This window comes from Bailinhaonella thermotolerans (assembly GCF_003594875.1).
GTDB classification, from domain to species: Bacteria; Actinomycetota; Actinomycetes; order Streptosporangiales; family Streptosporangiaceae; genus Bailinhaonella; species Bailinhaonella thermotolerans.
In genome coordinates this window covers 152,178-178,310 of record NZ_QZEY01000011.1, presented here as the reverse complement: position 1 = coordinate 178,310, position 26,133 = coordinate 152,178, and the positions used below count along the sequence as shown (strand labels likewise).

General features: G+C 74.5%; 26 protein-coding genes. 14 read left to right on the top strand and 12 right to left on the bottom strand.

Translation table 11 applies throughout. The annotated features are described in order from the left end of the window. Positions 1–60: 60 nt before the first annotated feature. Positions 61–735: a TetR/AcrR family transcriptional regulator gene (locus D5H75_RS25775; RefSeq protein WP_119929103.1), complete on the bottom strand. Its 675-nt coding sequence runs from the start codon at positions 733–735 to the stop codon at positions 61–63. Between the two features lie 107 nt (positions 736–842). On the opposite strand from D5H75_RS25775, the gene D5H75_RS25770 reads away from it, so the two are divergent. Next, complete coding sequence (locus D5H75_RS25770; RefSeq protein ID WP_119929102.1) at positions 843–2,081, top strand: FAD-dependent monooxygenase; 1,239 nt, start codon at positions 843–845, stop codon at positions 2,079–2,081. A 35-nt stretch (positions 2,082–2,116) separates the two neighbouring features. Next, a complete protein-coding gene (locus tag D5H75_RS25765; RefSeq protein WP_119929101.1) occupies positions 2,117–2,635 on the top strand; it encodes a DoxX family protein in 519 nt (172 codons plus the stop codon). A 9-nt stretch (positions 2,636–2,644) separates the two neighbouring features. Here the strand turns inward: D5H75_RS25765 and D5H75_RS25760 are convergent, their stop codons facing one another. Further along, positions 2,645–3,445, bottom strand: coding sequence for a DUF427 domain-containing protein (locus D5H75_RS25760; RefSeq protein WP_119929100.1), 801 nt, complete (start codon positions 3,443–3,445; stop codon positions 2,645–2,647). Positions 3,446–3,751: 306 nt separating this feature from the next. Next, positions 3,752–5,275 carry an RNA polymerase sigma factor gene (locus D5H75_RS25755; RefSeq protein WP_119929099.1) on the bottom strand — a complete coding sequence of 508 codons (1,524 nt, stop codon included), beginning with the start codon at positions 5,273–5,275 and terminating at the stop codon, positions 3,752–3,754. Between the two features lie 196 nt (positions 5,276–5,471). Between D5H75_RS25755 and D5H75_RS25750 the strand changes: the two genes are divergently transcribed. Beyond that, the gene (locus D5H75_RS25750) at positions 5,472–6,098 is read left to right on the top strand and encodes an RNA polymerase sigma factor (protein WP_119929098.1); all 627 of its coding nucleotides are present in this window, start codon (positions 5,472–5,474) and stop codon (positions 6,096–6,098) included. Continuing rightward, complete coding sequence (locus D5H75_RS25740; RefSeq protein ID WP_206781967.1) at positions 6,091–7,413, top strand: CU044_5270 family protein; 1,323 nt, start codon at positions 6,091–6,093, stop codon at positions 7,411–7,413. Before D5H75_RS25750 ends, D5H75_RS25740 begins: the two co-directional genes overlap by 8 nt. 202 nt (positions 7,414–7,615) lie before the next feature. Here the strand turns inward: D5H75_RS25740 and D5H75_RS25735 are convergent, their stop codons facing one another. Further along, positions 7,616–8,005 (bottom strand): hypothetical protein, encoded by a 390-nt coding sequence (locus tag D5H75_RS25735; protein WP_119929097.1) that lies wholly within the window; start codon positions 8,003–8,005, stop codon positions 7,616–7,618. 156 nt (positions 8,006–8,161) lie between these two features. Beyond that, positions 8,162–9,331, bottom strand: coding sequence for an AMP-binding protein (locus D5H75_RS25730; protein ID WP_119929096.1), 1,170 nt, complete (start codon positions 9,329–9,331; stop codon positions 8,162–8,164). A gap of 43 nt (positions 9,332–9,374) precedes the next feature. Between D5H75_RS25730 and menB the strand changes: the two genes are divergently transcribed. The 3 genes from menB to menD all read left to right on the top strand — a co-directional run bounded on the left by menB (position 9,375) and on the right by menD (position 12,946). After that, positions 9,375–10,211, top strand: coding sequence for a 1,4-dihydroxy-2-naphthoyl-CoA synthase (gene menB / locus D5H75_RS25725; protein ID WP_119929095.1), 837 nt, complete (start codon positions 9,375–9,377; stop codon positions 10,209–10,211). 31 nt (positions 10,212–10,242) lie between these two features. Next, a complete protein-coding gene (locus D5H75_RS25720) occupies positions 10,243–11,169 on the top strand; it encodes an o-succinylbenzoate synthase (protein WP_119929094.1) in 927 nt (308 codons plus the stop codon). A gap of 115 nt (positions 11,170–11,284) precedes the next feature. After that, positions 11,285–12,946, top strand: coding sequence for a 2-succinyl-5-enolpyruvyl-6-hydroxy-3-cyclohexene-1-carboxylic-acid synthase (gene menD / locus D5H75_RS25715; protein WP_119929093.1), 1,662 nt, complete (start codon positions 11,285–11,287; stop codon positions 12,944–12,946). Positions 12,947–12,985: 39 nt separating this feature from the next. Here menD and D5H75_RS25710 read toward each other — a convergent pair whose 3' ends face one another. The 5 genes from D5H75_RS25710 to D5H75_RS25690 form a co-directional block, all read right to left on the bottom strand. Continuing rightward, entirely contained in the window at positions 12,986–13,408 is a 423-nt protein-coding gene (locus D5H75_RS25710) for a hypothetical protein (protein ID WP_147425279.1), read from the bottom strand. Positions 13,409–13,596: 188 nt separating this feature from the next. After that, positions 13,597–14,286 carry a DUF4232 domain-containing protein gene (locus D5H75_RS25705; RefSeq protein WP_119929091.1) on the bottom strand — a complete coding sequence of 230 codons (690 nt, stop codon included), beginning with the start codon at positions 14,284–14,286 and terminating at the stop codon, positions 13,597–13,599. A 56-nt stretch (positions 14,287–14,342) separates the two neighbouring features. Then, entirely contained in the window at positions 14,343–15,083 is a 741-nt protein-coding gene (locus tag D5H75_RS25700) for a GntR family transcriptional regulator (RefSeq protein WP_119929090.1), read from the bottom strand. 100 nt (positions 15,084–15,183) lie between these two features. After that, positions 15,184–15,480 (bottom strand): DUF6204 family protein, encoded by a 297-nt coding sequence (locus D5H75_RS25695; protein WP_147425278.1) that lies wholly within the window; start codon positions 15,478–15,480, stop codon positions 15,184–15,186. Beyond that, positions 15,468–16,121 carry a TetR/AcrR family transcriptional regulator gene (locus D5H75_RS25690; RefSeq protein WP_119929088.1) on the bottom strand — a complete coding sequence of 218 codons (654 nt, stop codon included), beginning with the start codon at positions 16,119–16,121 and terminating at the stop codon, positions 15,468–15,470. Before D5H75_RS25690 ends, D5H75_RS25695 begins: the two co-directional genes overlap by 13 nt. Before the next feature lie 265 nt (positions 16,122–16,386). Here D5H75_RS25690 and D5H75_RS25685 point away from each other — a divergent pair, with 265 nt between their 5' ends. From D5H75_RS25685 to D5H75_RS25675, 3 genes are all read left to right on the top strand, one after another. Continuing rightward, the gene (locus D5H75_RS25685; protein ID WP_202638497.1) at positions 16,387–17,205 is read left to right on the top strand and encodes an inositol monophosphatase family protein; all 819 of its coding nucleotides are present in this window, start codon (positions 16,387–16,389) and stop codon (positions 17,203–17,205) included. Positions 17,206–17,242: 37 nt separating this feature from the next. Continuing rightward, positions 17,243–18,442, top strand: a complete 1,200-nt coding sequence (locus tag D5H75_RS25680) for an RNA polymerase sigma factor (protein ID WP_202638496.1) — start codon at positions 17,243–17,245, stop codon at positions 18,440–18,442. A gap of 240 nt (positions 18,443–18,682) precedes the next feature. Next, a complete protein-coding gene (locus tag D5H75_RS25675; protein ID WP_242454509.1) occupies positions 18,683–19,339 on the top strand; it encodes an HAD family hydrolase in 657 nt (218 codons plus the stop codon). A 92-nt stretch (positions 19,340–19,431) separates the two neighbouring features. On the opposite strand, the gene D5H75_RS25670 is transcribed toward D5H75_RS25675, so the two are convergent. Further along, entirely contained in the window at positions 19,432–21,375 is a 1,944-nt protein-coding gene (locus D5H75_RS25670) for a beta-galactosidase (RefSeq protein WP_242454508.1), read from the bottom strand. A 184-nt stretch (positions 21,376–21,559) separates the two neighbouring features. On the opposite strand from D5H75_RS25670, the gene D5H75_RS25665 reads away from it, so the two are divergent. The 3 genes from D5H75_RS25665 (at position 21,560) to D5H75_RS25655 (ending at position 24,550) form a co-directional block, all read left to right on the top strand. Further along, entirely contained in the window at positions 21,560–22,546 is a 987-nt protein-coding gene (locus D5H75_RS25665; protein ID WP_119929086.1) for a sugar ABC transporter substrate-binding protein, read from the top strand. A gap of 181 nt (positions 22,547–22,727) precedes the next feature. After that, a complete protein-coding gene (locus D5H75_RS25660; RefSeq protein ID WP_119929085.1) occupies positions 22,728–23,771 on the top strand; it encodes an ABC transporter permease in 1,044 nt (347 codons plus the stop codon). Beyond that, entirely contained in the window at positions 23,768–24,550 is a 783-nt protein-coding gene (locus D5H75_RS25655; protein WP_202638495.1) for an ATP-binding cassette domain-containing protein, read from the top strand. The genes D5H75_RS25660 and D5H75_RS25655 overlap by 4 nt, the downstream gene beginning before the upstream one ends. Before the next feature lie 3 nt (positions 24,551–24,553). On the opposite strand, the gene D5H75_RS25650 is transcribed toward D5H75_RS25655, so the two are convergent. Next, positions 24,554–25,204, bottom strand: a complete 651-nt coding sequence (locus tag D5H75_RS25650) for a hypothetical protein (protein ID WP_202638494.1) — start codon at positions 25,202–25,204, stop codon at positions 24,554–24,556. Between the two features lie 65 nt (positions 25,205–25,269). On the opposite strand from D5H75_RS25650, the gene D5H75_RS25645 reads away from it, so the two are divergent. Continuing rightward, entirely contained in the window at positions 25,270–25,905 is a 636-nt protein-coding gene (locus D5H75_RS25645) for a TetR/AcrR family transcriptional regulator (protein WP_119929083.1), read from the top strand. Positions 25,906–26,133: the final 228 nt, after the last annotated feature.

The window sequence follows — 26,133 nt, the reverse complement described above, 5'->3', positions numbered from 1 at the left end:
CCGGCGCGGGGCCGGCGGCGTCCCGGAACCGCTGAGAACGGCGTCAGCGCCACGCCGTTCCTACCGTCCGGGCAGTCCCCGGCGGTGTTCCCGCCCAGGTTCCGGTCCGGGTTCCCGTCCAGGTTCCGGTCCGGGTTCCCGTCCACCGCAGAGGCGCAGCGAGCTCTCCAGGCACAGCGCCTCCGCCTCGCCGACGGTGAGCCGGCCGGTCATGACCTGCGCCGCGGCGGTGTGCTGGAGCCCGACGACGGCGATGGCGAGCCAGCCCGCGGGGAGCGAGGGGGCGAAGTCGCCCGTGGTCTGGCCTCGGTGGATGACCCGTGCGAGCCGCGGGGGCGCGCTGTCGTGGGGGTCGTCCTGGGGCCGGGGGGTGTGGGCGGCGGAGTTCAGCAGGAAGGGATAGCGGTCGAAGAACCGCCAGCCGGCGGCGAGGAACCGGGCGAGCGCGTCGGCGGGCGGGGCGGTGTCGAGCTCCGCGTCGTCGAGCGCGGCGGCGTATTCGGCGGCCGCGGCCTCGACGAGGGCGGCGACGAGGGCGTCGCGCGAGGGGAAGTGCGCGTAGACGGTCTGCCGGGTGACGCCGGCGGTGGCGGCGATGTCCTCCATCGTCGCGTCGGGCCGCTCGCCGAGCACGACGCGGGCCGCGTCGAGGATCGCGCTGATGTTGCGCCGGGCGTCCGCCCGGCGGCGGCGTAGCGCGGTCGGCGCTGAGGCGGTGTCGTGCGGGTCGGCCATCCCAGAATGATAGGCATCCGACAGAACCTTGACATCGAGTAAGAGATAAATAACTCTGACAGTACGTCAAAGAAAAGTCCGTGGCTGATCGGCCCGAGGAGGACGACATGCGGATTCTCATCTCCGGCGCCGGCATCGCCGGTCCCGTCCTGGCGTACTGGCTCACCCGGCATGACCCGTCCGTCTCGGTCACCGTCGTCGAGCGCGCGCCGGCCCTCCGCCGGACCGGCGGCCACGCGGTGGACCTGTTCCGCCCCGCGATGGACATCTCCGAGAGGATGGGCGTGCTCGCGCGCGTCGAGGAGCGGGCCGTCGGCACGACGCGGATGACCGTTCACCGGGAGGGCGCGCGACGTCCGGTCCAGGCGGACCTGTCCAAGATCTTCAGCGGCACCTCCGGCCGGCACCTGGAGATCATGCGCGACGACCTGGGCGAGATCTACCACGACGCCACGCGCCACGACGCCGAGTACGTCTTCGGCGACTCGATCACCGCGATCTCACCCCACGGCGAGGTGCGGTTCGAGAACTCCGCGCCGCGCCGCTTCGACCTCGTCGTCGGCGCGGACGGGCTGCACTCCAACGTCCGCCGCCTCGTGTTCGGCGACGAGTCCCGCTTCAGCGCCTTCATCGGGGCGCACCTCGGCGTGCTGACCCTGCCCGGCACCGCCGGCCTCGACGGGGAGCTCCTCATCCATGTCGGCGTGGGCCGTACCGCCGGGATGTACGGCGCCCGCCACCTCGGCGACGCGCGGGCGCTGTTCCTGTTCCGGAGCGAGCGCGAACTCCGCTGCAGCCATCGCGACGTGGCCCGGCAGAAGGCGCTGCTGCGCGGCGCGTTCGCCGGCATGCACGCCGAGGTGGACCGCTGGCTGGGCGAGCTCGATCACACCCCGGCGTTCTACTTCGACTCGATCACCCAGCTCCGCATGGACACCTGGTCGCGGGGACGGGTGACGCTCGTCGGCGACGCGGGCTACTGCCCGGGTCCGGCCGTCGGCGGCGGCACCAGCCTGGCCGTCGTCGGCGCCTACGTCCTGGCCGGCGAACTGGCGCGGGCGGGCGGCGACCACGAGCGCGCCTTCCCCGCCTACGAACGCGCGATGGCCGAGCACGTGCGCGGCAGCCGTGCGGTCGCGCTGAGCGCGGCCAAGACCCTGATCCCCGCCTCCCGGCTCGGCGTGCGGGGACTGGCCCAGGGCGCCCGCCTGATCTCGGCCCTGCCCGCGGGGCCCGCCCGCGCCCTCCTCCGCCTCACCACCAAGAGCGCGCGCCTCCACAACTCCATCACCGTGGACGACTACACGCCGTCGCTCACCGTGTCAGCGGGCCGGACCGGCGCGTAATCCGCAGATTCGCACCGCGACCCAAGGAGGAGAAAGTGTTCCCGTTCATCATCATTCCGGTCGGTATTCTGATCTTCCGGCTGCTCGGGGCGGCAGGCGTGCGGCGGTTCGCCACCCTGCCGGCCGGCGCGGCGCACGCCATGGCGGTCATGCTCGTGATCACGGCGAGCGCGCACTTCGTCCCGGCCGGCGTCGCGGCGATGCCGAACCACGGCGACGTCGTCGCGATGATGCCGCCCTTCATCCCGTTCCCCGGCCTGGTGGTCTACCTGACCGGCGTGCTGGAACTGCTCGGCGCCCTCGGCCTGGTCATCACCCGGACCCGCCGCCCGGCGGGGATCGCGCTCGCGATCTTCTTCGTCCTGGTGCTCCCGGCCAACGTCCACGCCACCCTCGCCGGCATCCCCTTCGCCGGTCAGGAGCCCCCGCCGTTGTGGCTCCGCGTGCCGGAGCAACTGGTCTACATCGCCGTGGCCCTGTGGGCCGCCAGACCGGCCGGCGTCAGGGCCGGGGGGAAGACCGGGGCGCCGGCAGTGGAGGCGCCGGGACACTGAGCGCCCGGCTCAGGCCGAGGGCCGGCCGTCCACCTCGACCCGCAGGTCGCGGTGCAGGAAGCTGAGGTGGCCGGCCGCCTTCAGGGCGTTCTCCAGCGGCTCGGGGAAGGACCAGGCGACGTCGTCCAGGCTCAGGCCCTCCGCGCGCAGCGACCAGTAGGCGGCCTGGCCCTTGTAGGGGCAGACGGACTCGGTCTGGCTGGGCTCCAGCAGGTCCATGCGCACGTCCTGCGGCGGGATGTAGTACCGGTTGGGCAGGCCCGTCTCCGAGACGACCTTGGGTGAGCGCGTCTCGGCCAGGACCGTCTCCCCGGCGAGCACGCGCACGTGCCGGCTCGACGCGCGCACGTCCACCCGGTGGTACGGGTCGCGCAGATGCCCCCGGACCTCCTCGTCCTCGTCCAGCCAGGAGTCGGCCGCCGTCCAGTAGAACGCCACGAGCCCGCGCAGCCAGGACGCCTCGGGAAGCGGCTCCCGGTAGGCCCACACGGCGTTGTCCACCACCCGGTCCCCGGACCGCAGCGACCAGTAGGACGCCTCCCCCTTGAACGGGCAGACCGTGTGGTGGTCGGTGGGCTCCAGCAGCTCCATCGCCACGTCCTCCTCCGGGACGTACAACTGCGGCAGCAGCCCGGTCTCGTGCAGCAGCGCGCCCCGCCGCGTGTCGATCACCGTGCGCCCGTCGAACACCGCCCGCACCCGCCGCGGGAACCCCTCCAGGAACAACCGGTGCGCCGGCCCCTCCACCCGGTAGTTCACCTGCGCCGGCGCCTTGGCCGACAGCGGCCCGCGCCCCAACGTGAGCGACATCCCCCACTCCTTCCACCCGGATGATCCCACCCTAAGCCGCCCCGGACCCCGCCCCGGACCCGCCCGCCGCCCGTGCCCGCCGCCCGTGCCCGCCGTACGGCTCGCGCCGGCCGGGCGGTGGCCGTACGGCGGGCACGCGGGGACCGGATCCGGGGACCGGACGCGGGATCGGGCGCGGAGGGACCGGGGCTGGCGCGCGACGGGCGGGAACGCGGCGACGGGCGGGAACGCGTGAACGCCGCCGCGCACGGGGCGCGGCGGCGTTCACGGATGTCTCCCGGCGGCCGCCCGGAGGCGGCCGGCCGGTCAGCTCGCCCAGTCCAGCAGGGGACGGGTGTTGCTGGGGTGCCGCAGCTTGGACAGGCTCTCCTTCTCAAGCTGGCGGATGCGCTCCCGGGTCAGGCCCAGGTGCTTGCCGATCTCGTCGAGGGTGTGCGGCTTGCCGTCCACCAGGCCGAACCGCAGCGCCACGATCTTGGCCTCGCGCGGGGACAGGTTGCCCAGCACCGACCGGAGCTGGTCGGCCAGGAGCTGCCGGTCCACCACCTCCGACGCCTCGGGCGAGTCGACGTCCTCGATGAGGTCGCCGATGCTGGTCTCGCCGTCCTCGCCGATCGTGGAGTCCAGGCTGATCGGCTGCCGGCTCGTGCGCAGCAGCTCCTCGATCTGGTCCGGCGTCTTGTCCAGCTCGACCGCCAGCTCCTCGGGGGTGGGCTCCCGGCCGAGGCGCTGGTGCATCTCCCGCTCGATGCGGCTGAGCTTGGACAGCATCTCCAGGACGTGGACCGGGAGACGGATCGTGCGCGCGGAGTCGGCGAAACCGCGCTGGATCGCCTGCCGGATCCACCACATGGCGTACGTGGAGAACTTGAAGCCCTTGGTGTAGTCGAACTTCTCCACCGACCGGATCAGGCCGAGGTTGCCCTCCTGCACCACGTCCAGCAGCGCCATGCCGCGGTCGGTGTACTTCTTGGCGACCGAGACCACCAGGCGCAGGTTGGCCTCCAGCATGTGGTCCTTGGCCCGGCGGCCGTCCTCGGCCACCCACTCCAGCTCCTCGCGGTAGTGGGCGGGCAGGTCCGGCTCGGTCTCCAGCTTGTGCTCGGCGTACAGCCCGGCCTCGATGCGCTTGGCCAGGTCCACCTCCTGCTCGGCGGTGAGCAGGGTGCGGCGGCCGATCGACTTGAGGTACGTGTGCACCGAGTCGCCCATGACCGAGGACTGGTCGTCCAGGTCGAGCGCGGTCGGCTCGGCGTCCTCGTCGTCCTGCGGACCACCCGCGGGGGTCCCGGCGAGGGCCTCGAGGTCGGAGTCGTCGAAGTCCTCGGCGTCGAACTCCTCGTCCTCGGGGGACGCGGACTTCTTGGCCGTCGCCTTCTTGGCGGCCGTCTTCTTGGCGGTCGTCTTCTCGGCCGTCGCCTTCCCGGCCTTGCGGCCCGGCTTGACGGCGGTCCCCGCGGCCTCGGCGTCCGGCTCGGCCACCGCCGTCTCGGCGGCGCCGGCGGCCGCGTCACGGGTGGCCGTGCGGGCGGCGGTCTTGGTGGCGGTCTTGGCCGCGGACGCGCCCTTGACGGCGCGGGTACGCTTGGGCTTGGACACGGATTCGGAAGCGGACTTCCTGGTCTCGTCCTCGGCCAGGCGGACGCCGGCCTCGGTGAGCTCCCGCAGGATCGAGCGGCCCTGAGCGGGGGTCACCTGGGCGGTCGCGAAGACCTCGCGGAGCTCCGACAGGGACAGGTGGCCCTGGGCTCGCCCTCGGTCGAGGAGTTCGTTGAGGGCCGGCGGGTCGTTCTCGCGTGCGGGCGAGGACACCACGGCAGTGCGCGGCATGAGGACACCTCCCTACGGAGTGTTCGTCACAGTGGGGTTCGCTGGGCGCGATCGCGCCAGTATGCATAACGCCGTCGCGGGCGATTTGTTTCCCGCAGAGCGAAAGCCACGGATCTCCAAGCCTAACGCGCCGGGAACCGGGCCGGGCTCCCCTGGCAATAAGGGGTGTCCAGACCGGAAGCCGAGAGGCCTGTAGATGAGACCAACGAGCCGGACGCCCGGCGCATTTCCGCCCCAGGCCACGGAGGGTGCCCCGGACGACGCGGAGATCCTGGCCCGGTCCCGGCGCGAGCCCGAGCGTTTCGCCGAGATATTCCACCGGCACGCCGCCCCCATCAAGAGATACGTCACACGCCGCCTGGGCCCCGACGTGGCCGAGGACGTCGTCGCCGAGACGTTCCTGATCGCGTTCCGCCAGCGGAGCGGTTACGACACGTCACGGCCCGACGCCCGTCCGTGGTTGTACGGCATCGCCGCCAACCTCATCGGCCGCCATCGGCGCACCGAGCTGCGGCAGCTCCAGATCCTGGCCAGGACCGGGGACGACCCCGTGTGCGAGTCCTTCACCGACCGTAGCGACTCGCGGGTCAGCGCCGACGCCGTACGGCGGCGCCTGGCGGCCGCCCTGGCCGGCCTGGCCCCGGAATACCGCGAGGCGCTGCTGCTGGTGACGTGGGGAGGCCTGGGCTACGAGGACGCCGCCCGGGCGCTGAACGTGCCGATCGGGACGATCCGGTCGCGGATCAGCCGGGCCCGAAGCAAACTGCGCGCCGCTCTCGGCGGGGTCGACCCGACGTCTGCCAGCGAGGAATCCCATGGATGAGATGAACGAGCTGAACCGCCTGCGCGCGGAGGTCCCCGAACCGGGGCCCGCGGGCCTGCGGAACGAGGAGGCCCGGCTGATGGCCGCGATCGCCGCCGAGTCCGCCCAGCCCGCCGCCGCCGCGAACTCCGCCGGATCCGGCGAGCCGACCGAGTCCGGCCCTGACGCCGCCCGCCCGGCGGGGCCGGGAGGCCGCCGCCCCTGGTGGCCCCGCCTGGGGCTGCGCGTCGCGGCCGCGGCGGGGCTCGCCGCCGCCTTGACCGTGGCGGTGGCCGTCTACGGAGGCGACGACACCACCGAACCGAATTCACCCACGCCGCGCGACTCGGGCGAGCTGGCGAACGCCGTACCGGTGTCGGCCCGGGAGGTGCTGGACCGGGCGGCCGCGGCGGCGGCCCGCGACGAGCTGCGGCCGCGGCCGGGCCAGTTCCTCTACTACGAGTCGCGCACGATGTACCCCGTCTACGCCCCGCCCTCCACGAACGCCGAGACGGGGGAGAAGACCGCCGAGTACCGCTACCTGTACCGCACCAACCGCAGGATGTGGACCTCGGTGGACGGGTCGCGCGACGGCCTGCTGGCGATCGAGAACCTGGAGCCGCGTCCCATGCCGGGCTGGCCCATGCCCCCGCAGGCGGCCCAGGAGCGCCGGGGCGCCCAGTGGATGCGGCTCGCCTCCTGCCCCGAGCGCCTGGCCCCCGAGTACCGCCGCGACTTCGCCTCGCTCGCCCGGCTCCCGAAGACCCCCGAGGGCATGCGCGCCCACCTGTACCGGGGCGCGGCGGACACCTCCCCCTCGCCCGGCCAGGACAAGGAGGAACTCACCGACGCCAGGGCGTGGACGGCGGTCGGCGACCTGATCCGCGAGTCGTACATGCCGGCGGCGCAGCGGGCCGCGCTGTTCCGGGCCGCCGCCACGATCCCCGGCGTGACCCTGGTCAAGGACGCCGAGGACGCGGCGGGACGCAAGGGCGTCGCGGTCGCCCGGGTGGACCGCGGCGAGCGCGCCGAGATCATCTTCGACCCGAAGACCTACCGCTACCTCGGCGAGCGGTCGATCGTGGTCGACGAGGGCAAGGCCAGGTCCCCGGTGGGCAGCCTGCTGGCCTCCACGGCGGAGCTGAAGGTCTCGGTCGTGGACGCGCCGCCCGAGCCCGGGGGCGCGGTCGCCGGGGACGCCTCGTGCGACGGCGGGGGCGCCCCCTCCGCCGGGGAGGTCGCGCCGCCCCCGCGGAAGCCGTCCCCGGCCCCGTCCCGGGAGCCCGGCCCCGGCGACGTCCCGCCTCCCCCGCCCCCGGCGTCCCCCGGGAGCTGACCCCCGGTCGCCGCGCCCGTCCCGCGCCCGCCGTACGGCCCGGGCCCGGACCGTGCGGCGGCCGCACTCGGACCGGGCCCGGCCGCGCCACGCGCCCGCCGTACGGCCGCCGCGGCCGGGCGGTGCGCGGAACGGGCCCGGGAACGGCGAGGACCCCGCGTCCCAGGGGGCGCGGGGTCCGGTGCGATGGAGCGGAAGCGTGTCAGCCGCCGGAGGACTTCTTCGGGGGCGGGGTGAGGATGACGCTCGGCATCGGCATGGGCTCGGCGTCCTCCAGGTTCTCGCCGCCCTCGCCCATCCAGTACTCGATGACCTTGCGGGCGTCCTCCGGGGTCTTGGCCATGTCGTGCTGGGAGACCTTGGGAGGGCCGGTGGGCAGCGCCTCGGGCGGCACGGGGCCGGGGACCTGGCCCGGGGCCTTGCCCGGCGGGTAGGTCGTGCTGGGCGCGTTGACCAGGTTCTCCGGCTGGTTCCGCGGCGGGTTCGGGTTCTCGGCCGGATCCCCCGTGGCCGCGGCGGCGACAGAGATGCCCCCGGTCAGGATCGCTGCGACGACCGCCCCGGAGACCCAGAGCTTGCGGGTTGGCTTCATCGTGGCGTCCTTTCTGTTTCTGCCGCCGGTTGGACGCGCCTCACGCGCCGCTCGGTTCCATCGGCAGAAATTTAGTCACAAACGGGTGGCGGCGGAGGCACGATTGGCACTCTTCCCCGCCCGGCCCGCCTGCTCCGGATGCCCCGCGTGCCCCGCCTAGGGCGCCCGGCCGGCGGGCGCGCGGCGCAGCGCGGCCAGGTCGGGCTTGCCGTTGGGCAGCAGCGGCAGCTCCTCCACCACCTCCAGCTCGCGGGGCGCTGCGTGCGCGGGCAGCGAGCGCCGGACCAGGTCGCGCAGCTCCGCCAGCGCCGGGGGAGCCGCCGGGTCGGCCGGCACCACGACGGCCGTGACCCGCTCCCCCCACTCGGCGTCGGGGCGTCCCACCACGGCCACGTCGCGCACGCCGGGATGCCCCGACAGCGCCTCGGCCACGGCCGCCGCGACCACCTTCTCGCCGCCGGTGTTGATCACGTCGTCGGCGCGGCCCAGCACGCGCAGCCGCCCGCCGGACAGCTCGCCGAGGTCGGAGGTGACGAACCAGCCGCCGGAGAACGCGGCGGCGGTCAGGTCGGGCCGCAGCCGGTACCCGGAGAACACCACGTCCCCGGAGATCATCACGCGCCCGTCCGGCGCGATCGCCAGGTCCACCCCGCGCAGCGGCTCCCCGTTGTAGACGCAGCCGCCGCACGTCTCGCTCATGCCGTACGACCTGGTCACGCGGGCGCCGAGCGCGACGGCCGCCTCGATCAGGGAGGGCGTCGCGGCGGCCCCGCCGAGCAGGACCGAGACGCCCGACAGGTCGGCCCCGGTGTCCACCAGGCGCCGGAGCTGGGTGGGGACCATCGAGACGTGGCGCGCGCCGCTGCCGGTCACGGCCCAGGGGTCGTAGCGCTCGTGGATCACCGGCTCGTCGCCGCTGACGAGGCCGCGGACGAGCACCTGGAGGCCGGACACGTGCGAGACGGGCACGCAGCACAGCCAGCGCTCGCCCGGGCGCGCCCCGAGCCGCTCCAGGGAGGCCGCCGCGGAGGCGGTCAGCGCCTCGGCGCTCAGGCAGACGCCCTTCGGCGCGCCCGTCGAGCCGGATGTGGCGATCACCACAGCGGTGGCGTCGTCCGCGCCCTCCCCGGGGTAGCTCCGCACCCCCTCCCCGGTGACCACGTGGGTGGGCCGCAGGGCGGACAGGGTCGCCGCCAGCGCGGGTTCGGGCAGCGCGGGCGGCAGGGGCAGGATCGCGGGGCCCTCGCCGGACAGCGCGGCGCGAAGCGCCTCGTAGAGCCGCTGACCCGGCGGGAGGACGACCGCGTGTACGGGACGCGTCGGCACGGTCGTAAGGTTAACCGCAGGCGACCGGCGGAGGGTCCGCGGTATGGAGGAGGAACAGGTGAGCGTGGTCGACTGGAAGCGGTCCGGGGAGTACGAGGACATCGTCTACGAGACCGCCGAGGGCATGGCCAAGATCACCATCAACCGGCCGGAGCGGCGCAACGCGTTCCGCCCGACCACGTTGTTCGAGCTGCGCGACGCGTTCGACCGGGCGCGTGACGACGGCGAGGTGGGCGTCATCATCTTCACGGGCGCGGGCACCGAGGCGTTCTGCTCGGGCGGCGACCAGAAGATCCGCGGCGACGACGGCTACGTCGGCCCGGACGGCATCGGCCGGCTGAACGTGCTGGACCTGCAGGTGCAGATCCGGCGGCTGCCCAAGCCGGTGATCGCCATGGTGGCCGGGTACGCCGTGGGCGGCGGGCACGTCCTGCACGTCTGCTGCGACCTGACGATCGCCGCCGACAACGCCCAGTTCGGGCAGACCGGCCCCAAGGTGGGCTCGTTCGACGGCGGCTACGGCTCGTGGCTGCTGGCCGAGACCGTGGGCCTCAAGCGCGCTCGCGAGATCTGGTACCTCTGCCGCTTCTACGACGCGCAGACCGCCTACGACTGGGGCCTGGTCAACAAGGTCGTGCCGCTGGAGAGGCTGGAGGAGGAGACCGTCCAGTGGGCGCGCGAGCTGCTGGAGAAGTCGCCGCTGGCGCTCCGCATGCTCAAGGGCGCGCTCAACGCGGTCACCGACGGGGCGGCCGGCATGCAGCAGTTCGCGGGGGACGCGACGCTGCTCTACTACATGAGTGAGGAGGCGCAGGAGGGCCGTGACGCGTTCAAGGAGAAGCGCAAGCCCGACTTCGCCAAGTTCCCCAAGCGTCCTTGACGGCCGCCGCCTGGCGGTCTTCCGGATCCCGATGCGGGTCCGGTTCCGGGGGCAGACGCGGCGCGAGGGCGTGCTGATCGAAGGCCCGGCCGGGTGGGGGGAGTTCTCCCCCTTCCCGGAGTACGGCCCGCGCGAGTGCGCCCGCTGGCTCGCCTCCGCGCTGGAGGCGGCCGACCGGGGCTGGCCCGCGCCGGTGCGCGCGTCGGTCCCGGTCAACGTGACCGTGCCGGCCGTCTCCCCCGAGAAGGCGCACGAGATCGTGCGTCGCTCGCGGTGCGGGACCGCGAAGGTGAAGGTGGCCGAGCGGGGACAGGGGTTCGCCGAGGACGTGGCGCGGGTCGAGGCCGTGCGCGACGCGATCGGCCCGGCGGGCCGGGTGCGGGTGGACGCCAACGGGGCGTGGACCCCGGACGAGGCCGTCGCCCGGCTCAAGGAGCTGAACCGCTTCACGCTGGAGTACGCCGAGCAGCCCTGCGCCACGCTGGACGAGCTGGCGGAGGTGCGGCGGCGCTCCGACGTGCCCGTCGCGGCCGACGAGTCGATCCGGCGCGCGGAGGACCCGCTGAAGGTGCGGGCGTCCGGGGCCGCCGACATCGCGGTGATCAAGGTGCAGCCGCTGGGCGGGGTGCGGAACGCGCTGCGCGTGGCGGAGGCGTGCGGCCTGCCGGCCGTGGTGTCGAGCGCCGTGGAGACCTCGGTGGGGCTGGCGGCGGGGGTGGCGCTGGCCGCCGCGCTGCCGGCCCTGCCGTACGCCTGCGGGCTCGGCACGGCGTCGCTGCTGGACGGCGACGTGGTGGCCGCGCCGCTGACCGAGGAGGAGGGCGCGCTGGCCGTACGCCGTCCGGAGCCGGACGCGGCGGCGCTGGGGGCGTTCGAGCTGGACCCGGGCGGCCCGGACGCTCGCGCGTGGCTGGACCGGCTGCGCGCCGCGGCCGAGCACCTCGGGGTGACGAGGTGAGGAGGGCGGCCTTAGCGGGCCGCCGCCGGGGGGAGATCCGGCGCACGGGGAACACCGAACGAACTGGGAACACGGCGCTCGCCACGGGGGCCGGGGCGTCACTTGAGGAGACCGCGTGAATCCGGCGACAGCGCTCGCCACCGTGCTGATCGACGAGCTGGTGCGCTGCGGGCTCACCGACGCGGTGCTCGCGCCCGGGTCGCGGTCGGCGCCGCTGGCGCTCGCGCTGGCCGGCGAGCCGCGCGTGCGGCTGCACGTGCGCGTGGATGAGCGGTCCGCGTCGTTCCTGGCGCTGGGGCTGGCGGCCCGCAGCGGCCGGCCGGTGGCGCTGGTGTGCACCTCGGGCACGGCGGCGGCCAACTTCCACCCCGCGGTGATCGAGGCGCACGAGTCGGGCGTCCCGCTGGTCGTGCTGACCGCCGACCGCCCGCCGGAGCTGCGCGGCACCGGGGCCAACCAGACGATCGACCAGGTCAAGCTGTACGGCTCGGCGGTGCGGTTCTACACCGAGATCGGGGTGCCGGAGGACCGCCCGGGCCAGGTGGCGTACTGGCGGTCGCTGGCGTGCCGGGCGTACGGCCGGGCGGAGGGGCCCGACAGCGGGCCGGTGCACCTGAACGTGGCGTTCCGCGAGCCGCTGATCCCCGACGGGGACGGGAGCTGGTGCGAGCCGCTGGGCGGCGACGTGAACGGGCCGTGGACCAAGCACCGGACCGCGCCCCCCTCGGCCGCGCTGCACATCCCGCCGACGCGGCGCGGGGTGCTCGTGGTCGGCGACGGCGCGGTCAACGTGCGGCGGTACGTCGCGGCGGCGGGCATGGCCGGGTGGCCGGTGCTGTCGGAGCCGAACGGCGGCGGGCGGTACGGCGACCACGCGATCAGCGCGTACCACTTCCTGCTGGGGGTGCCGGAGTTCGCCGAGGCGTACCGGCCGGACGTGGTGGTCACGCTGGGCCGGCCGGGGCTGTCGCGGCCGCTGCTGTCGTGGCTGAAGCGGGCCGAGGAGCACATCGTGGTCTCGCCCAGCCTGGCGCGCTGGCCCGACCCGACGCGGTCGGCGACGCAGGTGGCGCAGGCGGTGGAGATCCCGGTGGTGTCGGGGGCCGACAACTGGCTGAACGGCTGGCGCCGGGCCGACCTCTCGGCGCGGGCGGCGATGGACGCGATCCTGGACGCGAGCGACGCGGTGACCGAGCCGCGGCTGGCGCGGGACCTGGTGGACGTGCTGCCGAAGAACTCGCTGCTGCTGGCCGGGTCGAGCATGCCGATCCGGGACCTGGACCAGGTGATGCGGCCCCGGCGCGGGGTGCGGGTGCTGGCCAACCGGGGCGCGAGCGGCATCGACGGGCTGGTGTCCACGGCGATCGGCGCGGGGCTGGCGCACAACGGGCCCTCGTTCGCGCTGCTGGGGGACCTGGCGTTCCTGCACGACCAGAACGGGCTGATCATCGGGCCGCGCGAGGAGCGGCCCGACCTGTGCCTGGTCGTGGTGAACAACGACGGCGGCGGCATCTTCTCGCTGCTGCCGCAGGCGCGGCTGCCCGAGCCGTTCGAGCGCGTCTTCGGCACGCCGCACGGGATGGACCTGTCGGCGGTGGCCGCCGCCTCGCGCACGCCGTACACCGTGCTGGACTCCATCACCGACCTGCCCAAGGCCATCATGGGCGAGGGCGTGCGGATCGTGGAGGCCCGCACCGACCGCACCGCGAACGCGACGTTGCACGCGGAGCTGCGCGAGGCGGCGCACACCGCCGTCCGGGAGCGGCTGGCCCGCTGAGCGCTCGTGCGCGCCCGGGCGCGGCCGGCGCGCCGGGCGTCAGGTGGTCATGCGCACGCAGGGCGAGATGGCCGTGCCGTTCCTGCTGTTGTAGCGGCACAGGTAGAAGCGGACGTCGCGGACGGGGCTGCCGCTGTACTCCGGCCCGTAGGAGTAGTCGCCGTCGGTGGCGTAGGCGGTGAGCTCCGAGCCCGAGCCGGACGGGGTGTTGTAGGTGACGCGGATGACGGTGCCGTAGCCGTCCCCGCCGTCGTCGAAGAGGTTCGTGTTGTCGGTGTACGCGACGTACCAGCCGCTCGGGTGGCTGGAGGCGTAGTAGGTGTAGTCGAGCCGGGCGGAACCGTAGCCGTTGTCGCCGTAGAGGCTGTACGACGTGGCGTGGGCGGGCGAGGCCAGCGCGATGAGCAGGGCCATCAACGTGACCAGGGAGGTTGCCGCCGTGGCGGCGCTCCGGAGACGCATGTAGCAGTCCTTCCCTGCCGGTCCGCGCGCGCCGGGGCGGCGGCGCTGGATGATCACGACGGTCGCCGGGGCGTGATCATCTGTCAATACGCGGCGGGTGTCCGGATGGGGACACCGGGAGCGCCGGGCCGGGGAGGCCCCGGCCCGGCCGCAGGGTGGAGTCCACCGGGCGGCTGGGGCCGGGCCGGTCAGGTGAAGTTGACGCCGTTCATGATGGGCTGGAGCGTCCCCAGGACGAGCGTGCCCTCGCAGGCCGGGCGGGGGCCGTTTGTCCAGCGGGACTCCACGGGGATCCATGAGCCGTTCCAGGACACGGCGAGGGAGCCGGGGCCGGGGCAGTCGGGGCCGGTGCCCCAGAGCAGGCCGGCGAAGACCGAGGCGCCGGGCTTGAGGGTGGTGGCCACGCCCGGGCCGGGGTGCTCGCGCCGCTCGGCCGGCAGGGCCCGGTAGGCGCCGGGCGCGCCGCCGCCGAGCGGCGCCCAGCCGGCGGGGATGTGACAGGGGGCGGCCGAGGTGTTGGTGAGGATGAGGGTAGCCAGGACCTTCTCCTCGGAGTCCGACTCCTGCTCCTGCGTCTCGGCGCGCAGAGCCGCGGCGCGGCAGGGGGCGGGGCCGCCCTTCCCCGCTCGATCGGCCGGCGGGGCGGTGGTGGGCCCGCTCGGCGGCTCCCCGGCGGCGATCCCCGCCGGGCTCTCCGCCGGGCGACCAGCCGGGCTCCCCGCCGGGTCCGCCGCGGAGGCGGTCGCGCTCACGGTCCCGGGCGCGCCGGCCGGGGCGGGGGCGCCGCCGGACGCCTGGCAGCCGGCCAGGGCGAGGGCGAGGAGGAGGGCGCCACCGGTGAGCGTGACGCGGGGTCGATGGGCGGGGGCGGCGGTCATGCTCTCCTCTTCGGGACGGCTCGCTCGGTGCGGTCCCGAAGGATATCGGAGGATGATCACCGCTCGATGAGGGTGACCTCCAGGGTGTAGAGGGTGGCGCGGTAGACGTGGGAGCCGTGCTCGACGGCGCGGCCCTGGTCGTCGTAGGTGGTGCGGACCATGGTGAGCAGGGGCGCCCCGCGGCGTTCGCCGAGGAGACGGGCCTCGGCGGCGGTGGCGGCACGGGCGCCGATCCGCTGGTTGGCGACGCGCATCTGCACCCCGGCGCCGCGCAGGAGTTCGTACAGGCCGCGCTCGGCGAGGTTGTCGGCGGTGAGCGGGGCCAGGCCGAGAGGGAGCCAGTTGTGCAGCAGCGCCAGCGGCTCGGCGTCGGCGAAGCGCAGGCGCTCCAGGCGGAGCACGTCCTCGCCGGGGGTGACGCCGAGGACGCGGGCGATCTCCTCGTCGGCGGGGACGGACGCCAGGGACAGCACGCGCGTCGTGGGCTCCTGCCCGGCGCGGCGCAGGTCGTCGTGCAGGCTGGTGAGCTCGACGGAGCGCTTGACCTGCCCGTGCACGACCTGGGTGCCGACGCCGCGCTTGCGCACGAGCAGTCCCTTGTCCACGAGATACTGGATCGCCTGGCGGATCGTGGGCCGGGACAGGCCGAGCTGGTCGGCCAGCAGTATCTCGTTGTCCAGGCGCGCCCCGGGCGCCAGCGCCCCGGTGCGGATGGCCTCGGCGATCTGCTCGGCGACCTGGAAGTACAGCGGCACCGGGCTCGACCGGTCGAGCTCGATCCCCAGCTTCGTGCTCACGTGATCAGCGTAGCGGACATCAAGATGTCCTGACAAACGCGCGGATATGCGAGCCCGGCCCGGCGGCGCGGCGCGACACGTCGCCGCGGTCTCGGCGGTCTCAGCGCCGGCGGCGGATCTTGACGGTGCTCAGGTCGGTGACGGCCACGTCGAGGATCCGGTGCGGGTGGCCGTGGGCGGCCAGGGCCGAGAGGGCCAGCTTCGCCGCGGACTCCTCGTCGTCGTCCGGGCCGGTCGCGGGGGAGCAGCGGAAGGTGAAGGCCGACACGGCCGGGTCGGTGGTGAAGGTCCCCGCCCCGGTGTAGGCGGCCTGGAACGGGTCGGAGCCCTCGCGCAGGGCGGCGCGGGCCTGCGGGGAGAGCTCCCCGAAGACGCCCCGGACGGTCACTCTGAACATGCGGTCTCCTCGCGGGTGGCGTAGGCCAGGACGTGGTCGCCGAGCAGGTCCTCGACGGCGTCGAGCAGGGTGAGGACGTCGGCGGCGATCGCGGCGGGCGGGTCCCCGGCGGTGACGCGCTCGCCGATCTCGGCGTAGACCAGCGTGTGGAACCAGCCGATCTGGGACGCCACCAGGCGCGGCAGCGGGTCGCCCGGGGCCGCCCCGGTCTCCTCGGCCAGGACGGCGGCCAGCTCGGCGGTCATCTGGACGCCCAGGTCGCTGAGGCGGGCGGTGAGCGTGGGGGCGGCCCGCATCATGGCCAGCACGCGGGCGAAGCCGTCGCCCAGGCCGACGGCGCGGTCGTGGCGGCGCGTCTCCTCGCGCAGGCGGGCCAGCACCGCGCGGGCGGCGGACTGGCCGGGGGCGCGCTCGCGCACGATGTCGGCCAGGCGGTGCGGGGACGCCTGGTCCGGTGGGAGGACCAGGTCCTCCTTGGCGTCGAAGTAGTTGTAGACGGTGTTGACGGACACGTCGGCGGCGTCGGCGACCTCGGCGATCGTGACCTGGTCGAAGCCGCGCTCGACGAACAGCCCCATCGCCACGTCGCGGATGTGCTGCCGAGTGCGCCGCTTCTTGCGCTCCCGCAGGCTCTCGTTCACGCCGCGAAGTCTAAGCGTCTGAAATTTTGGAGGCAAATCCAAAATTGCATCTCGCTTCAACGAGGTGCCCCCTCGTCGTGACCGGCCCCGTCCCATGATCGCGCCGGTACGGCCGGCGCGGAGCAGGGCCGGGCCGCGGGCCGTACGGCGGTCGCGGGGCGCGCGGGCGCGGGCCGTACGGGAAAAGGAGGGGGCGGGGTGCGGGGCGCGGGGCCCGGGGGTGAAGAGTGAGGGGAGGGAGACGACACGGGACGGAGGGGTGAGCGTGGCCGGGGACGGGGAGCGGGAGGAACTGGCGCGGACGGCGGCGGACGCGGCGACGGCGGTGGGGGACCTGCTGCGGGAGGCGTTCCGGTCGCGGGGGATGGGGGTGGAGTTCAAGGAGGACCACCACGATCCGGTGACGGAGCACGACCGGGAGGCCGAGCGGGTGATCCGCGCGCTGATCCTGGAGCGGCACCCCGGCAGCCGGATCGTGGGCGAGGAGCAGGGGCCGTCCGGCGACGGGCCGGCGGTCTGGTACGTCGACCCGATCGACGGGACGGCCAACTTCACCCACGGGATGGCGATGTTCTGCACCTCGGTGGGCGTGGAGCTGGACGGCGAACTGGTCGCGGGGGCGATCTACGACCCGGTGCGCGACGAGCTGTTCACCGCCGGGCCGGAGGGCGCGTTCCTGAACGGGACGCCGATCCGCGCGGCGGGGGCGGGCTCGGACGAGCGGGCGCTGCTCCTGACCGGGTACCCCAGCCCGGGGGAGGCGCGCGAGCCGGGGGCGCTGGAGCGGTTCGGCGACCTGGTGACGGGGTTCGGGACGCTGCGGCGGCCGGGGAGCGCGGCGCTGGCGCTGGCGCACGTGGCGTGCGGCTGGGCGGACGTGGCGCTGAGCAACTCGATCAAGCCGTGGGACGTGGCGGCCGGGTACGCCCTGGTGACGCGGGCCGGAGGGCGCTATGTCCCGCTCCGGGCGCGGCCGGGCGAGCCGCCGTGGCTGGCGCCGGGCTACCTGGCGGCGGTGGGGGAGTACCCGCTGGAGACCTCGGCGGCGTGGGCGGCGACCCGGCCGTGGCGGGCCGCGGGGTGAGGCGATCCCGGGCCGGACGGGGCGATCCGGGGCCCGGATGATCTCACCGTCCGCAGCGGCGGGAATACCGGGACGGGAACCGGACGTTGGCGGGGTGTCGCTGGTCACAGCGTCGCTGACGCTGCGCACCGGTGCGGTCACTCAGGCGGACGACGGGAGCAGACTGCACGTGGACAGGCAAGACCCCAACCGTCGAGCGGCGGAGACCGAGGAGGAGCTCGTGCTGACCGCGGTGGAGGACGACGAGGACGGCGCGGACGGCGCGGTCCTCGCCGAGGACGACGACGGCGACGGCGAGCCCGAGGCGGTGATCACCGCGGCCGGGGCGACGGCGGACCCGGTCAAGGACTACCTCAAGCAGATCGGCAAGGTCCCCCTGCTCAACGCCGCGCAGGAGGTCGAACTCGCCAAGCGCATCGAGGCCGGCCTGTTCGCGCAGGAGCGGCTGGACTCCGAGGGCGACTCCCTGTCCCCGGACCTGCGCGCCGAGCTGGAGTGGGTGGCCGAGGACGGCCGCCGGGCCAAGGACCACCTGCTGGCCGCCAACCTGCGCCTGGTCGTCTCGCTGGCCAAGCGGTACACCGGCCGCGGCATGCAGCTCCTGGACCTGATCCAGGAGGGCAACCTGGGCCTGATCAGGACGGTCGAGAAGTTCGACTACACCAAGGGCTTCAAGTTCTCCACCTACGCCACCTGGTGGATCAAGCAGGCGATCACCCGGGCCATGGCGGACCAGGCGCGCACGATCCGCATCCCGGTCCACATGGTCGAGGTGATCAACAAGCTGGCCCGGCTCCAGCGGCAGATGCTCCAGGACCTGGGCCGCGACCCGACGCCGGAGGAACTGGCCGCCGAACTGGACATGACCCCCGAGAAGGTCATGGAGGTGCAGCGGTACGGCCGCGAGCCCATCTCGCTGCAGACCCCGCTGGGCGAGGAGGGCGACAGCGTGTTCGGCGACCTCATCGAGGACTCCGAGGCGATCACCCCCTCCGAGGCGGTGTCGTTCACCCTGCTGCAGGAGCAGCTCCACGGCGTGCTGGACACGCTGAGCGAGCGCGAGGCCGGCGTGGTCTCGATGCGGTTCGGCCTGACCGACGGGCAGCCGAGGACCCTGGACGAGATCGGCAAGGTCTACGGCGTGACGCGCGAGCGCATCCGCCAGATCGAGTCCAAGACGATGTCCAAGCTCCGCCACCCCTCGCGCTCCCTCGTGCTGCGCGACTACCTGGAGTAGGGGGACGCGGCGCTCGGCCGCTGGTCGGCGCCGCGCGTCGCGCGAGACCGGCTTCCTCGCCGCGCTCCTGCCCGGCGCGGCCCTCCGCCAGGCCCGGCGGCGGCGCGAGCGCGTCCTGCGACCCCGCCCCGCCCCGGCCGTACGGCTCGCGAGCCGTACGGCCGGGGGCGGGGACGAGGCGGGGCGGGCGAGGCCGTACAGTACGGGCGGCGGTGCGCCGAGCGGGAGAAGGGGGAGGCCGTGGTCGGGGCGGTGGTGTTCGACGTCGGCGAGACGTTGATCGACGAGACGCGGATCTGGTCGCGATGGGCGGACCGGCTGGGCGTGCCCCGGCTGACCATGCTCGGGGTGCTCGGCGGGATGGCCGCCCTCGACCGGTCCTTCCCCGAGGCGTTCGAGCTGATCAGGCCCGGCATCGACCTGGCGGCCGAGCAGGCGGCCTGGGAGCGCGACGACCCGGGCGGGCTGCGGGAGAACTTCGACGCCGACGACCTGTACCCCGACGTGCGGCCCGCGCTGGCGGCGCTGCGCGAGGCCGGATACCGCGTCATCGTGGCGGGCAACCAGCCGCCGCAGGCCGAGGCGGCGCTGCTGGCGATGGACCTGCCCGTGGACGGGGTCCACACCTCGGCCGCCTGGGGCGTGGAGAAGCCCGCGCCCGGGTTCTTCGCCAAGGTCGCCGCCGTCGCCGGCCGCGAGCCCGCCGAGATCCTGTACGTCGGCGACCGGCTCGACAACGACGTCCTGCCCGCGGCCCGCGCCGGGATGCGCACCGCCCTGCTCCGCCGCGGCCCCTGGGGCTACCTGCACGCCGCCCGCCCCGAGGCCGCCCGCGCCGACCTCGTGCTCGACGACCTGCGCCACCTCGTCACCGCCCTGGCCGGGTCCCGCCTCTGACCCGCCCGCTCCCGGGCCCCCTCCCACCCCCGCGGATCGTCACCCTCCCTGCCCCGGAGCGGGATGGCGGCGCCGTACGGCGTCCCGCCCGCTCAGCGGGGCAGACGGATGACGGCGGCGCCGCCCGGCGGGATGGTGGGGGCGGCGGGGAGGCCGGTGAGCAGGTCCAGGCCCCGGGCCGGGGCGGGGGCGGGGTGGGCGGTGTGGTTGAGCACGAAGAGGTGGCGGCCCCGGCGGACCGCCTCGACGCCGCGCGGGAGGGCCGGGGGCGGGGTGACGCCGGCGGCGGCGCGGACGGTGCGCAGCAGGGCGGCCAGGGGCTCCTCGTCCAGGACGGTGGCGACGTACCAGGCGGTGCCGTGACGGGTGACGGCGGGCAGGCCCGGCAGGGGCCCGTCGGCGTAGCGGGCCACGGCCTCGGCCCCGCGCAGGTGGACGTGCTCGGTCCAGACGCTCGCCCCGCCCAGGCCCTCCACGGTGACGCGCTCGCCCTCCTGCAGCGGGAAGAACTCCTCGGTCCACACGCCGAGCAGGTCGCGGAAGGCGCCGGGGTAGCCACCCAGCCGGACGTGGTCGTTCTCGTCGGCGACGCCGCTGAAGGGGCCGATGACCACGTGCCCGCCGGAGGCAGCGTGCCGGGCGATCCCGGCGGCGGCCTCGTCGGTCACCAGGTACAGGCTCGGCGCCAGGACCAGCCTGCGGCCGGACAGGTCCCCGGCGGGGGAGGCGAAGTCCACCGGCACGCCGTCGCGGTGCAGGGCGGTGTACCAGGCCCGGACGGTCTCGTAGTAGCGCAGGTCCACGGTGGGCCGGGAGTCGAGCTCCAGGGCCCACCAGGCGTCCTGGTCCCACAGGATCGCGACCTCGGCGGGCTCGGCCCGGGCGCCCGCGACCTCGGCCAGGGCGCGCAGGTCCCGGCCGATCCGGCAGACCTCGCGGAAGACCTTGGTGCCGGGCCCGGCGTGGGGGACCATCCCGGAGTGGAACTTCTCCGAGCCGAACGCCGAGGCGCGCCACTGGAAGAAGGAGACGCCGTCCGCGCCCCTGGCGACGTGCCCCAGGACGGCGCGGCGCAGCTCGCCGGGGGCCTTGGCGCGGTTGCGGGGCTGCCAGTTGACGGCCGAGGGGGCGGTCTCCATGAGCATCCAGGGGGCGCCGCCGCGTGAGGAGCGGATCAGGTCGCCGCTCATGGCCAGCTCGACGTACCACTCGGGGTCGTCGGAGCGGATGTAGTGGTCGTTGGCGGCCACGTCCAGCTCCTGGGCCCAGCGCCAGGTGTCCAGGTGCCGGATCCAGGACATCGCCATGAGGTTGGTGGTGATCGGCGTCCCGGGCGCGACGGAGCGGATGAGGTCGCGCTCGGCGCGGAAGTTGGCCAGGTGCGCCTGGTCGGAGAAGCGCTGCCAGTCGAGGAGCTGCGTCGGGTTGGGCAGGGCGGGCACGAGCCGGGGCGGCAGCACCTCGGCCCAGTCGCCGTAGCGCTGGCTCCAGAAGGCGGTGCCCCAGGCGGCGTTGAGGCCGTCGAGGCCGCCGTACCGCTCGCGCAGCCAGGCGCGGAAGGCCTCGGCGCTGGTGTCGCAGTAGCACCAGGTGTTGTGGTTGCCGTACTCGTTGTGCACGTGCCACAGCTTCACGGCCGGGTGCCCGCCGTACCGCCGGGCGAGCTCCCCGGTGACGCGCAGGGCGGCGGCGCGGTAGTCGGGGGAGGAGGGGCAGAACGCCTGCCGCCCGCCGGGCCACAGCGTGTGGCCCTCGCGGGTGACCGGCAGCGCCCGGGGGTGGGCGCGGGCGAACCAGGGCGGCGGGGCGGCGGTGGGGGTGGCCAGGTCCACGCCGACGCCGTTCTCGTGCAGCAGCGCGATCACCCGGTCGAGCCAGCCGAAGTCGTAGCGCCCCTCCGCGGGCTCCAGGACGCCCCAGGCGAAGACGCCCACGTTGACCAGGTTCACCCCCGCCTGGCGCATCAGCCGGACGTCCTCGCGCCAGGTCTCCTCGGGCCACTGCTCGGGGTTGTAGTCGCCACCGTACGTGAGCACGTCCGTTCCCTCCGTCGAAGACCGCGGCGACTCCATGATCCGGCGGACGCCCGCCGGTTCGCCCGTCAGATCGGCCCATTCCATGCACAAACGTCATAATGTCCATACAAACTGTTGACACTTTCAGCGGCGGACGGTTAGAACGCAGACACGATTGATCGCTGCCCACCCGGCGGAGGTAACGATGAGGCGATCCACGTGGCGGCTCCTGGCCGGGGCCGCGCTCGCGTCGCTGGCCCTGACCGCCTGCTCCGGCGGGAGCGGGCCGAAGGAGACCGGCTCCACCGGGGGAGCGGCGGCCCCGCCCGCCCAGGGAGGGACCTTCGCGGTCGTCACCCACGGCGCCCCCGGCGACACCTTCTGGGACGTCGTCAAGAACGGCGCCGAGGCCGCCGGCAAGCGCTACGGCGTGAAGGTCTCCTACCAGGGCAACGGCGATCCGGCCCAGCAGTCCCAGCTCATCGACCAGGCGGTCAGCCAGAAGGCCGACGGCATCGTGGTCTCGATGGCCAACCCCGACGCGCTCAGGGAGTCGATCGGCAAGGCCGTCGCCGCCGGCATCCCGGTGATCACGATCAACTCCGGCGGCGACAAGTCCAAGGAGTTCGGCGCGATCACCCACGTCGGCCAGTCCGAGGACGTGGCCGGGCGCGGCGCGGGCGAGCAGCTCAAGGCCGCCGGGGTCACCAAGCTGCTGTGCGTGATCCACGAGGCCGGCAACGTCGGCCTGGACCAGCGCTGCAACGGCGCCACCCAGGGTCTGGGCGGCGGCGTCGAACGGCTCCAGGTGGACGTCAGCAACGTCGCCGACGCCACCGCCAAGATCAAGGCCAAGGTGCAGACCGACAAGTCGATCAACGGGGTCCTCACCCTCAACCCGGTCATGGCCATCGCCGCGCGCGACGCCGCCAAGGACGCCGGCTCGACCGCCAAGCTGGCCACCTTCGACCTGTCCGGCGAGGTCGTCACCGCGATCCAGGGCGGCGAGCTGCTGTTCGCCGTGGACCAGCAGCAGTACCTCCAGGGGTGGCTGCCGATCTCCTTCCTCTACCTGTACAAGCAGAACCTCAACACCATCGGCGGCGGCCAGCCCGTCCTGACCGGGCCCGGCTTCGTCACCAAGGACAACGCCGCCCAGGTCGCCAAGCTCGCCGCGAGCGGCACCCGATGACCCCGTACGGCCCGCGCCCGGCGGCCCGGCCGTCGCCGGCCGCCCCTCAGGACCCGGGGAGCCGGGGGAACCGCGCGTCCCCGGCGCGGCCGGCGCTCATGCCGTACCCGGCGATGTCGTACCCGGCGTCGCCGTACCCGGCGTCGCCGTACGGCGTGGGCCGGCGGAGGGGCGGGGGCCGATGACGACGGCGGAGGCGGCCCGGCGGGACGAGCGGGTGGCGCGGGTGTCGCCCGTGCGGCGCGTGCTCGTGCGGCCGGAGCTGGGCTCGGTGGTGGGCGCGATCGTGGTGTTCGCGTTCTTCGCGGCGCAGTCGCCGGTGTTCTGGTCGGTGAGCGGCGTCTCGAACTGGCTCGACCCGGCCTCGACCCTGGGCATCATGGCCGTGGCGATCGCGCTGCTGATGATCGGCGGGGAGTTCGACCTGTCGGCGGGCGTGCTCACCGGGTCCACCGGGCTGATCCTGGTCACCCTGGCCACGCGGTACGGCCTGGACGTGTGGTCGGCGATGGCGGCGGGCCTGGTGTTCGCGCTGGCCGTCGGGTTCCTGAACGGGCTGCTCGTGGTCCGCACCCGGCTGCCCAGCTTCATCGTCACGCTCGGCACCTTCCTCATGCTCCAGGGGCTCAACCTGGGCGTGACCAAGCTGCTCACCGGCACCGTGCAGGTCGGCGGGCTGCGGCAGGCGCCCGGCTACGAGGGGGCGCGGCAGGTCTTCGCCGCCTCGGTGCCGCTGGCCGGCGGCGACTTCCGGGTGGCCATCGTGTGGTGGCTGGCCGTGACCGCGCTGGCCACCTGGGTGCTGATGCGCACCCGCGCCGGGAACTGGATCTTCGCCGTCGGCGGGAACGAGCAGGCGGCGCGCGCGGTCGGCGTGCCCGCCGCGCGGGTCAAGGTCGGCCTGTTCATGACGACGGCCGCGGCGGCCTGGCTGGTGGGCACCATCACCGCCCTGCGCTTCTCCTCCGTCCAGGCCAACGCCGGGATCGGGCAGGAGTTCACCTTCATCATCGCCGCCGTGATCGGCGGCTGCCTGCTGACCGGCGGGTACGGCTCGGCGATCGGCGCCTCCATCGGGGCGCTGATCTTCGGCATGGCCGACAAGGGCATCGTGTTCGCCGGATGGGACGCCGACTGGTTCACCTTCTTCCTGGGCGCGATGCTGCTGCTGGCCACCCTGACCAACAGCCTGGTCCGCCGCTACGCCGAGGAGGTGCGCCGATGAGCGGCGCCCCGTTGCTCGCGGTCCGCCAGGTGGAGAAGCGCTTCGGGAGCGTGCTCGCGCTGCGCGGGGTCTCCACCTCGGTCGCCGCCGGCGAGGTGACGTGCGTGCTCGGCGACAACGGCGCGGGCAAGTCCACGCTGATCAAGATCCTGGCCGGGGTGCACCGGCCCGACGCGGGGGAGTACCTCCTCGACGGGGAGCCGGTGCGCCTGTCGGGCCCGCGCGAGGCCCTGGACCGGGGCATCGCCACCGTCTACCAGGATCTGGCGATGATCCCGCTGATGTCGGTGTGGCGGAACTTCTTCCTGGGCTCCGAGCCCGTCCGCGGCCGGGGCCCGTTCCGCCGCTTCGACGTCGCGGCGGCCCGCCGTACGGCCCGGGCGGAGCTGGCGGCGATGGGGATCGACATCCGCGACCCCGACCAGCCGGTGGGCACCCTGTCGGGCGGGGAGCGCCAGTCGGTGGCGATCGCCCGGGCGGTGTACTTCGGGGCGCGGGTGCTCATCCTCGACGAGCCCACCTCGGCGCTCGGCGTCAAACAGGCCGGGGTGGTGCTGCGCTACATCGCCCGCGCCCGCGACCGGGGCCTGGGCGTGGTGTTCATCACGCACAACCCGCACCACGCCCATCCGGTCGGCGACCGCTTCCTGGTCCTGAACCGGGGCGCGGCCGTGGGTGAGTACGCCAAGGGCGAGGTCACCCGCGAGGAGCTGACCACCCTGATGGCCGGCGGCGCCGAACTCGACGCCCTGGCCCGCGAGCTCGCCCGCGGCGAGTGAGCCCTACCCGCGCCGGTCCCGCGCCCACCGCGCCACCGTCCGCATCGCCCCCTCCAGCAGCGGCGGCGCGCCGTACGGCATCGCCTGGCCGCCCTTGCCGTACGGCCCGCCGCCCGCGGGTCCCGCCGGGCCCGGCGGGGGGCCGGCGGCAGCCGTACCGGAGCGGTGCGGGGCGGGGCCCGATCGGGTCTCGGGGGCGAAGGGGACGCCGGTGGCCAGGGCGCGCAGGCCCAGGACGATCGCCTCGCCGAGCAGGCTCACGCCGATCGACAGCGTGAGCGGGCGGGCCTGCTCGGGCGTGCCCGAGGCGGTGGCCAGGGCGCCCACGCCGAAGTTCGCGGCGGCGGAGACGGCCCAGACCAGCAGGGTCCAGGCGGTGTAGCGCTGCCAGAGATGGCCGCGCCGGGCGAACAGGCGGGGCGTCAGGCCGCGCAGCGCGCCGAAGACGAGGCCGACCACGCACCCGATGACGACCCAGAGCAGGTCCACGCCGGACGGGCGCACGTCGGTGACCAGGCCGTGGACACCGATCCCCACGAGCACGACGGGGGGAACGCCAAGGTCGCGGGCGTTGAGGGGTTCGCCCACAAAGCGTTTGACGATCACGCCGATCACGACGACGGCCACGACGACGGCGAGCAGGGGACCGTCCACGACTCCTCCTTTTTTAGCACGACCATGCTGGAAAGAATGTAGCACGGCCGTGCTATAAAGGTGGGGTGCCGAAGATCGTGGATCCGGGGGAGCGGCGGCAGGCCGTGGTCGAGGCCGTGTTCCGGGTGGTGGAGCGCGAGGGCCTGGAGCAGGCGTCGCTGCGCAACGTGGCCGCCGAGGCGGGGCTGGCGATCGGCTCGGTGCGGCACTACTTCGACACGCACGCCGAGCTGATGGTGTTCGCGATGACGGAGATGCGCGACCGGATGGTCTCCCGGCTGATGGTCCACGTCGAGCGGCTGCTCGACCCCGCCGCTGCCTGGACGCCCGGGGGACGCCGCGAGGCCGTCGCGGACCTGCTCGCCGAGGTCCTGCCGCTGGACGAGGCCCGCCGCCGCGAGGCCGTGGTGTGGCTGGCGTTCGTGACCGCCGCCCGCACCCGCCCGGAGCTGCGCCCCCAGGCCGACTCCCTCTACGACGGCCTGCTCACGCTCGCCACCCGGCTGCTGGAGGGCGCCCGGCGCGACGGCCGCCTGCGCCCCGGCGCGGACGTGGCCCTGGAGGCCCGCCGCCTCTGTGCCCTCCTCGACGGCCTCACCCTGGAGGCGGTCCTCCACCCCGCCCGCCTGGACGCGCCCACCCTGCTCGCCACCCTGCGAGCCCACCTGGCCACCCTGACCACCCCCGGCGGGTCTCCCTGACCCGGCCACGCCTCCGGCCGGCGACGGTCCCACCACGAGCGGCGGGCGCCGGCCACGCCGACGCGTCGCACCGCCCCCGCGCGTAGTACGTGGCTCTCCTCACCGAAGCCGCATGGCTCACCCACGCCCTGACCTGGACCGTCGCCGTCCCGGGTTCGGGAGGCCCGGCCCCGCCGGATCCGTCGCGCCGCCCAGTGCTTGCGCCGCGCTTCGCGGGGGGATGCCGTG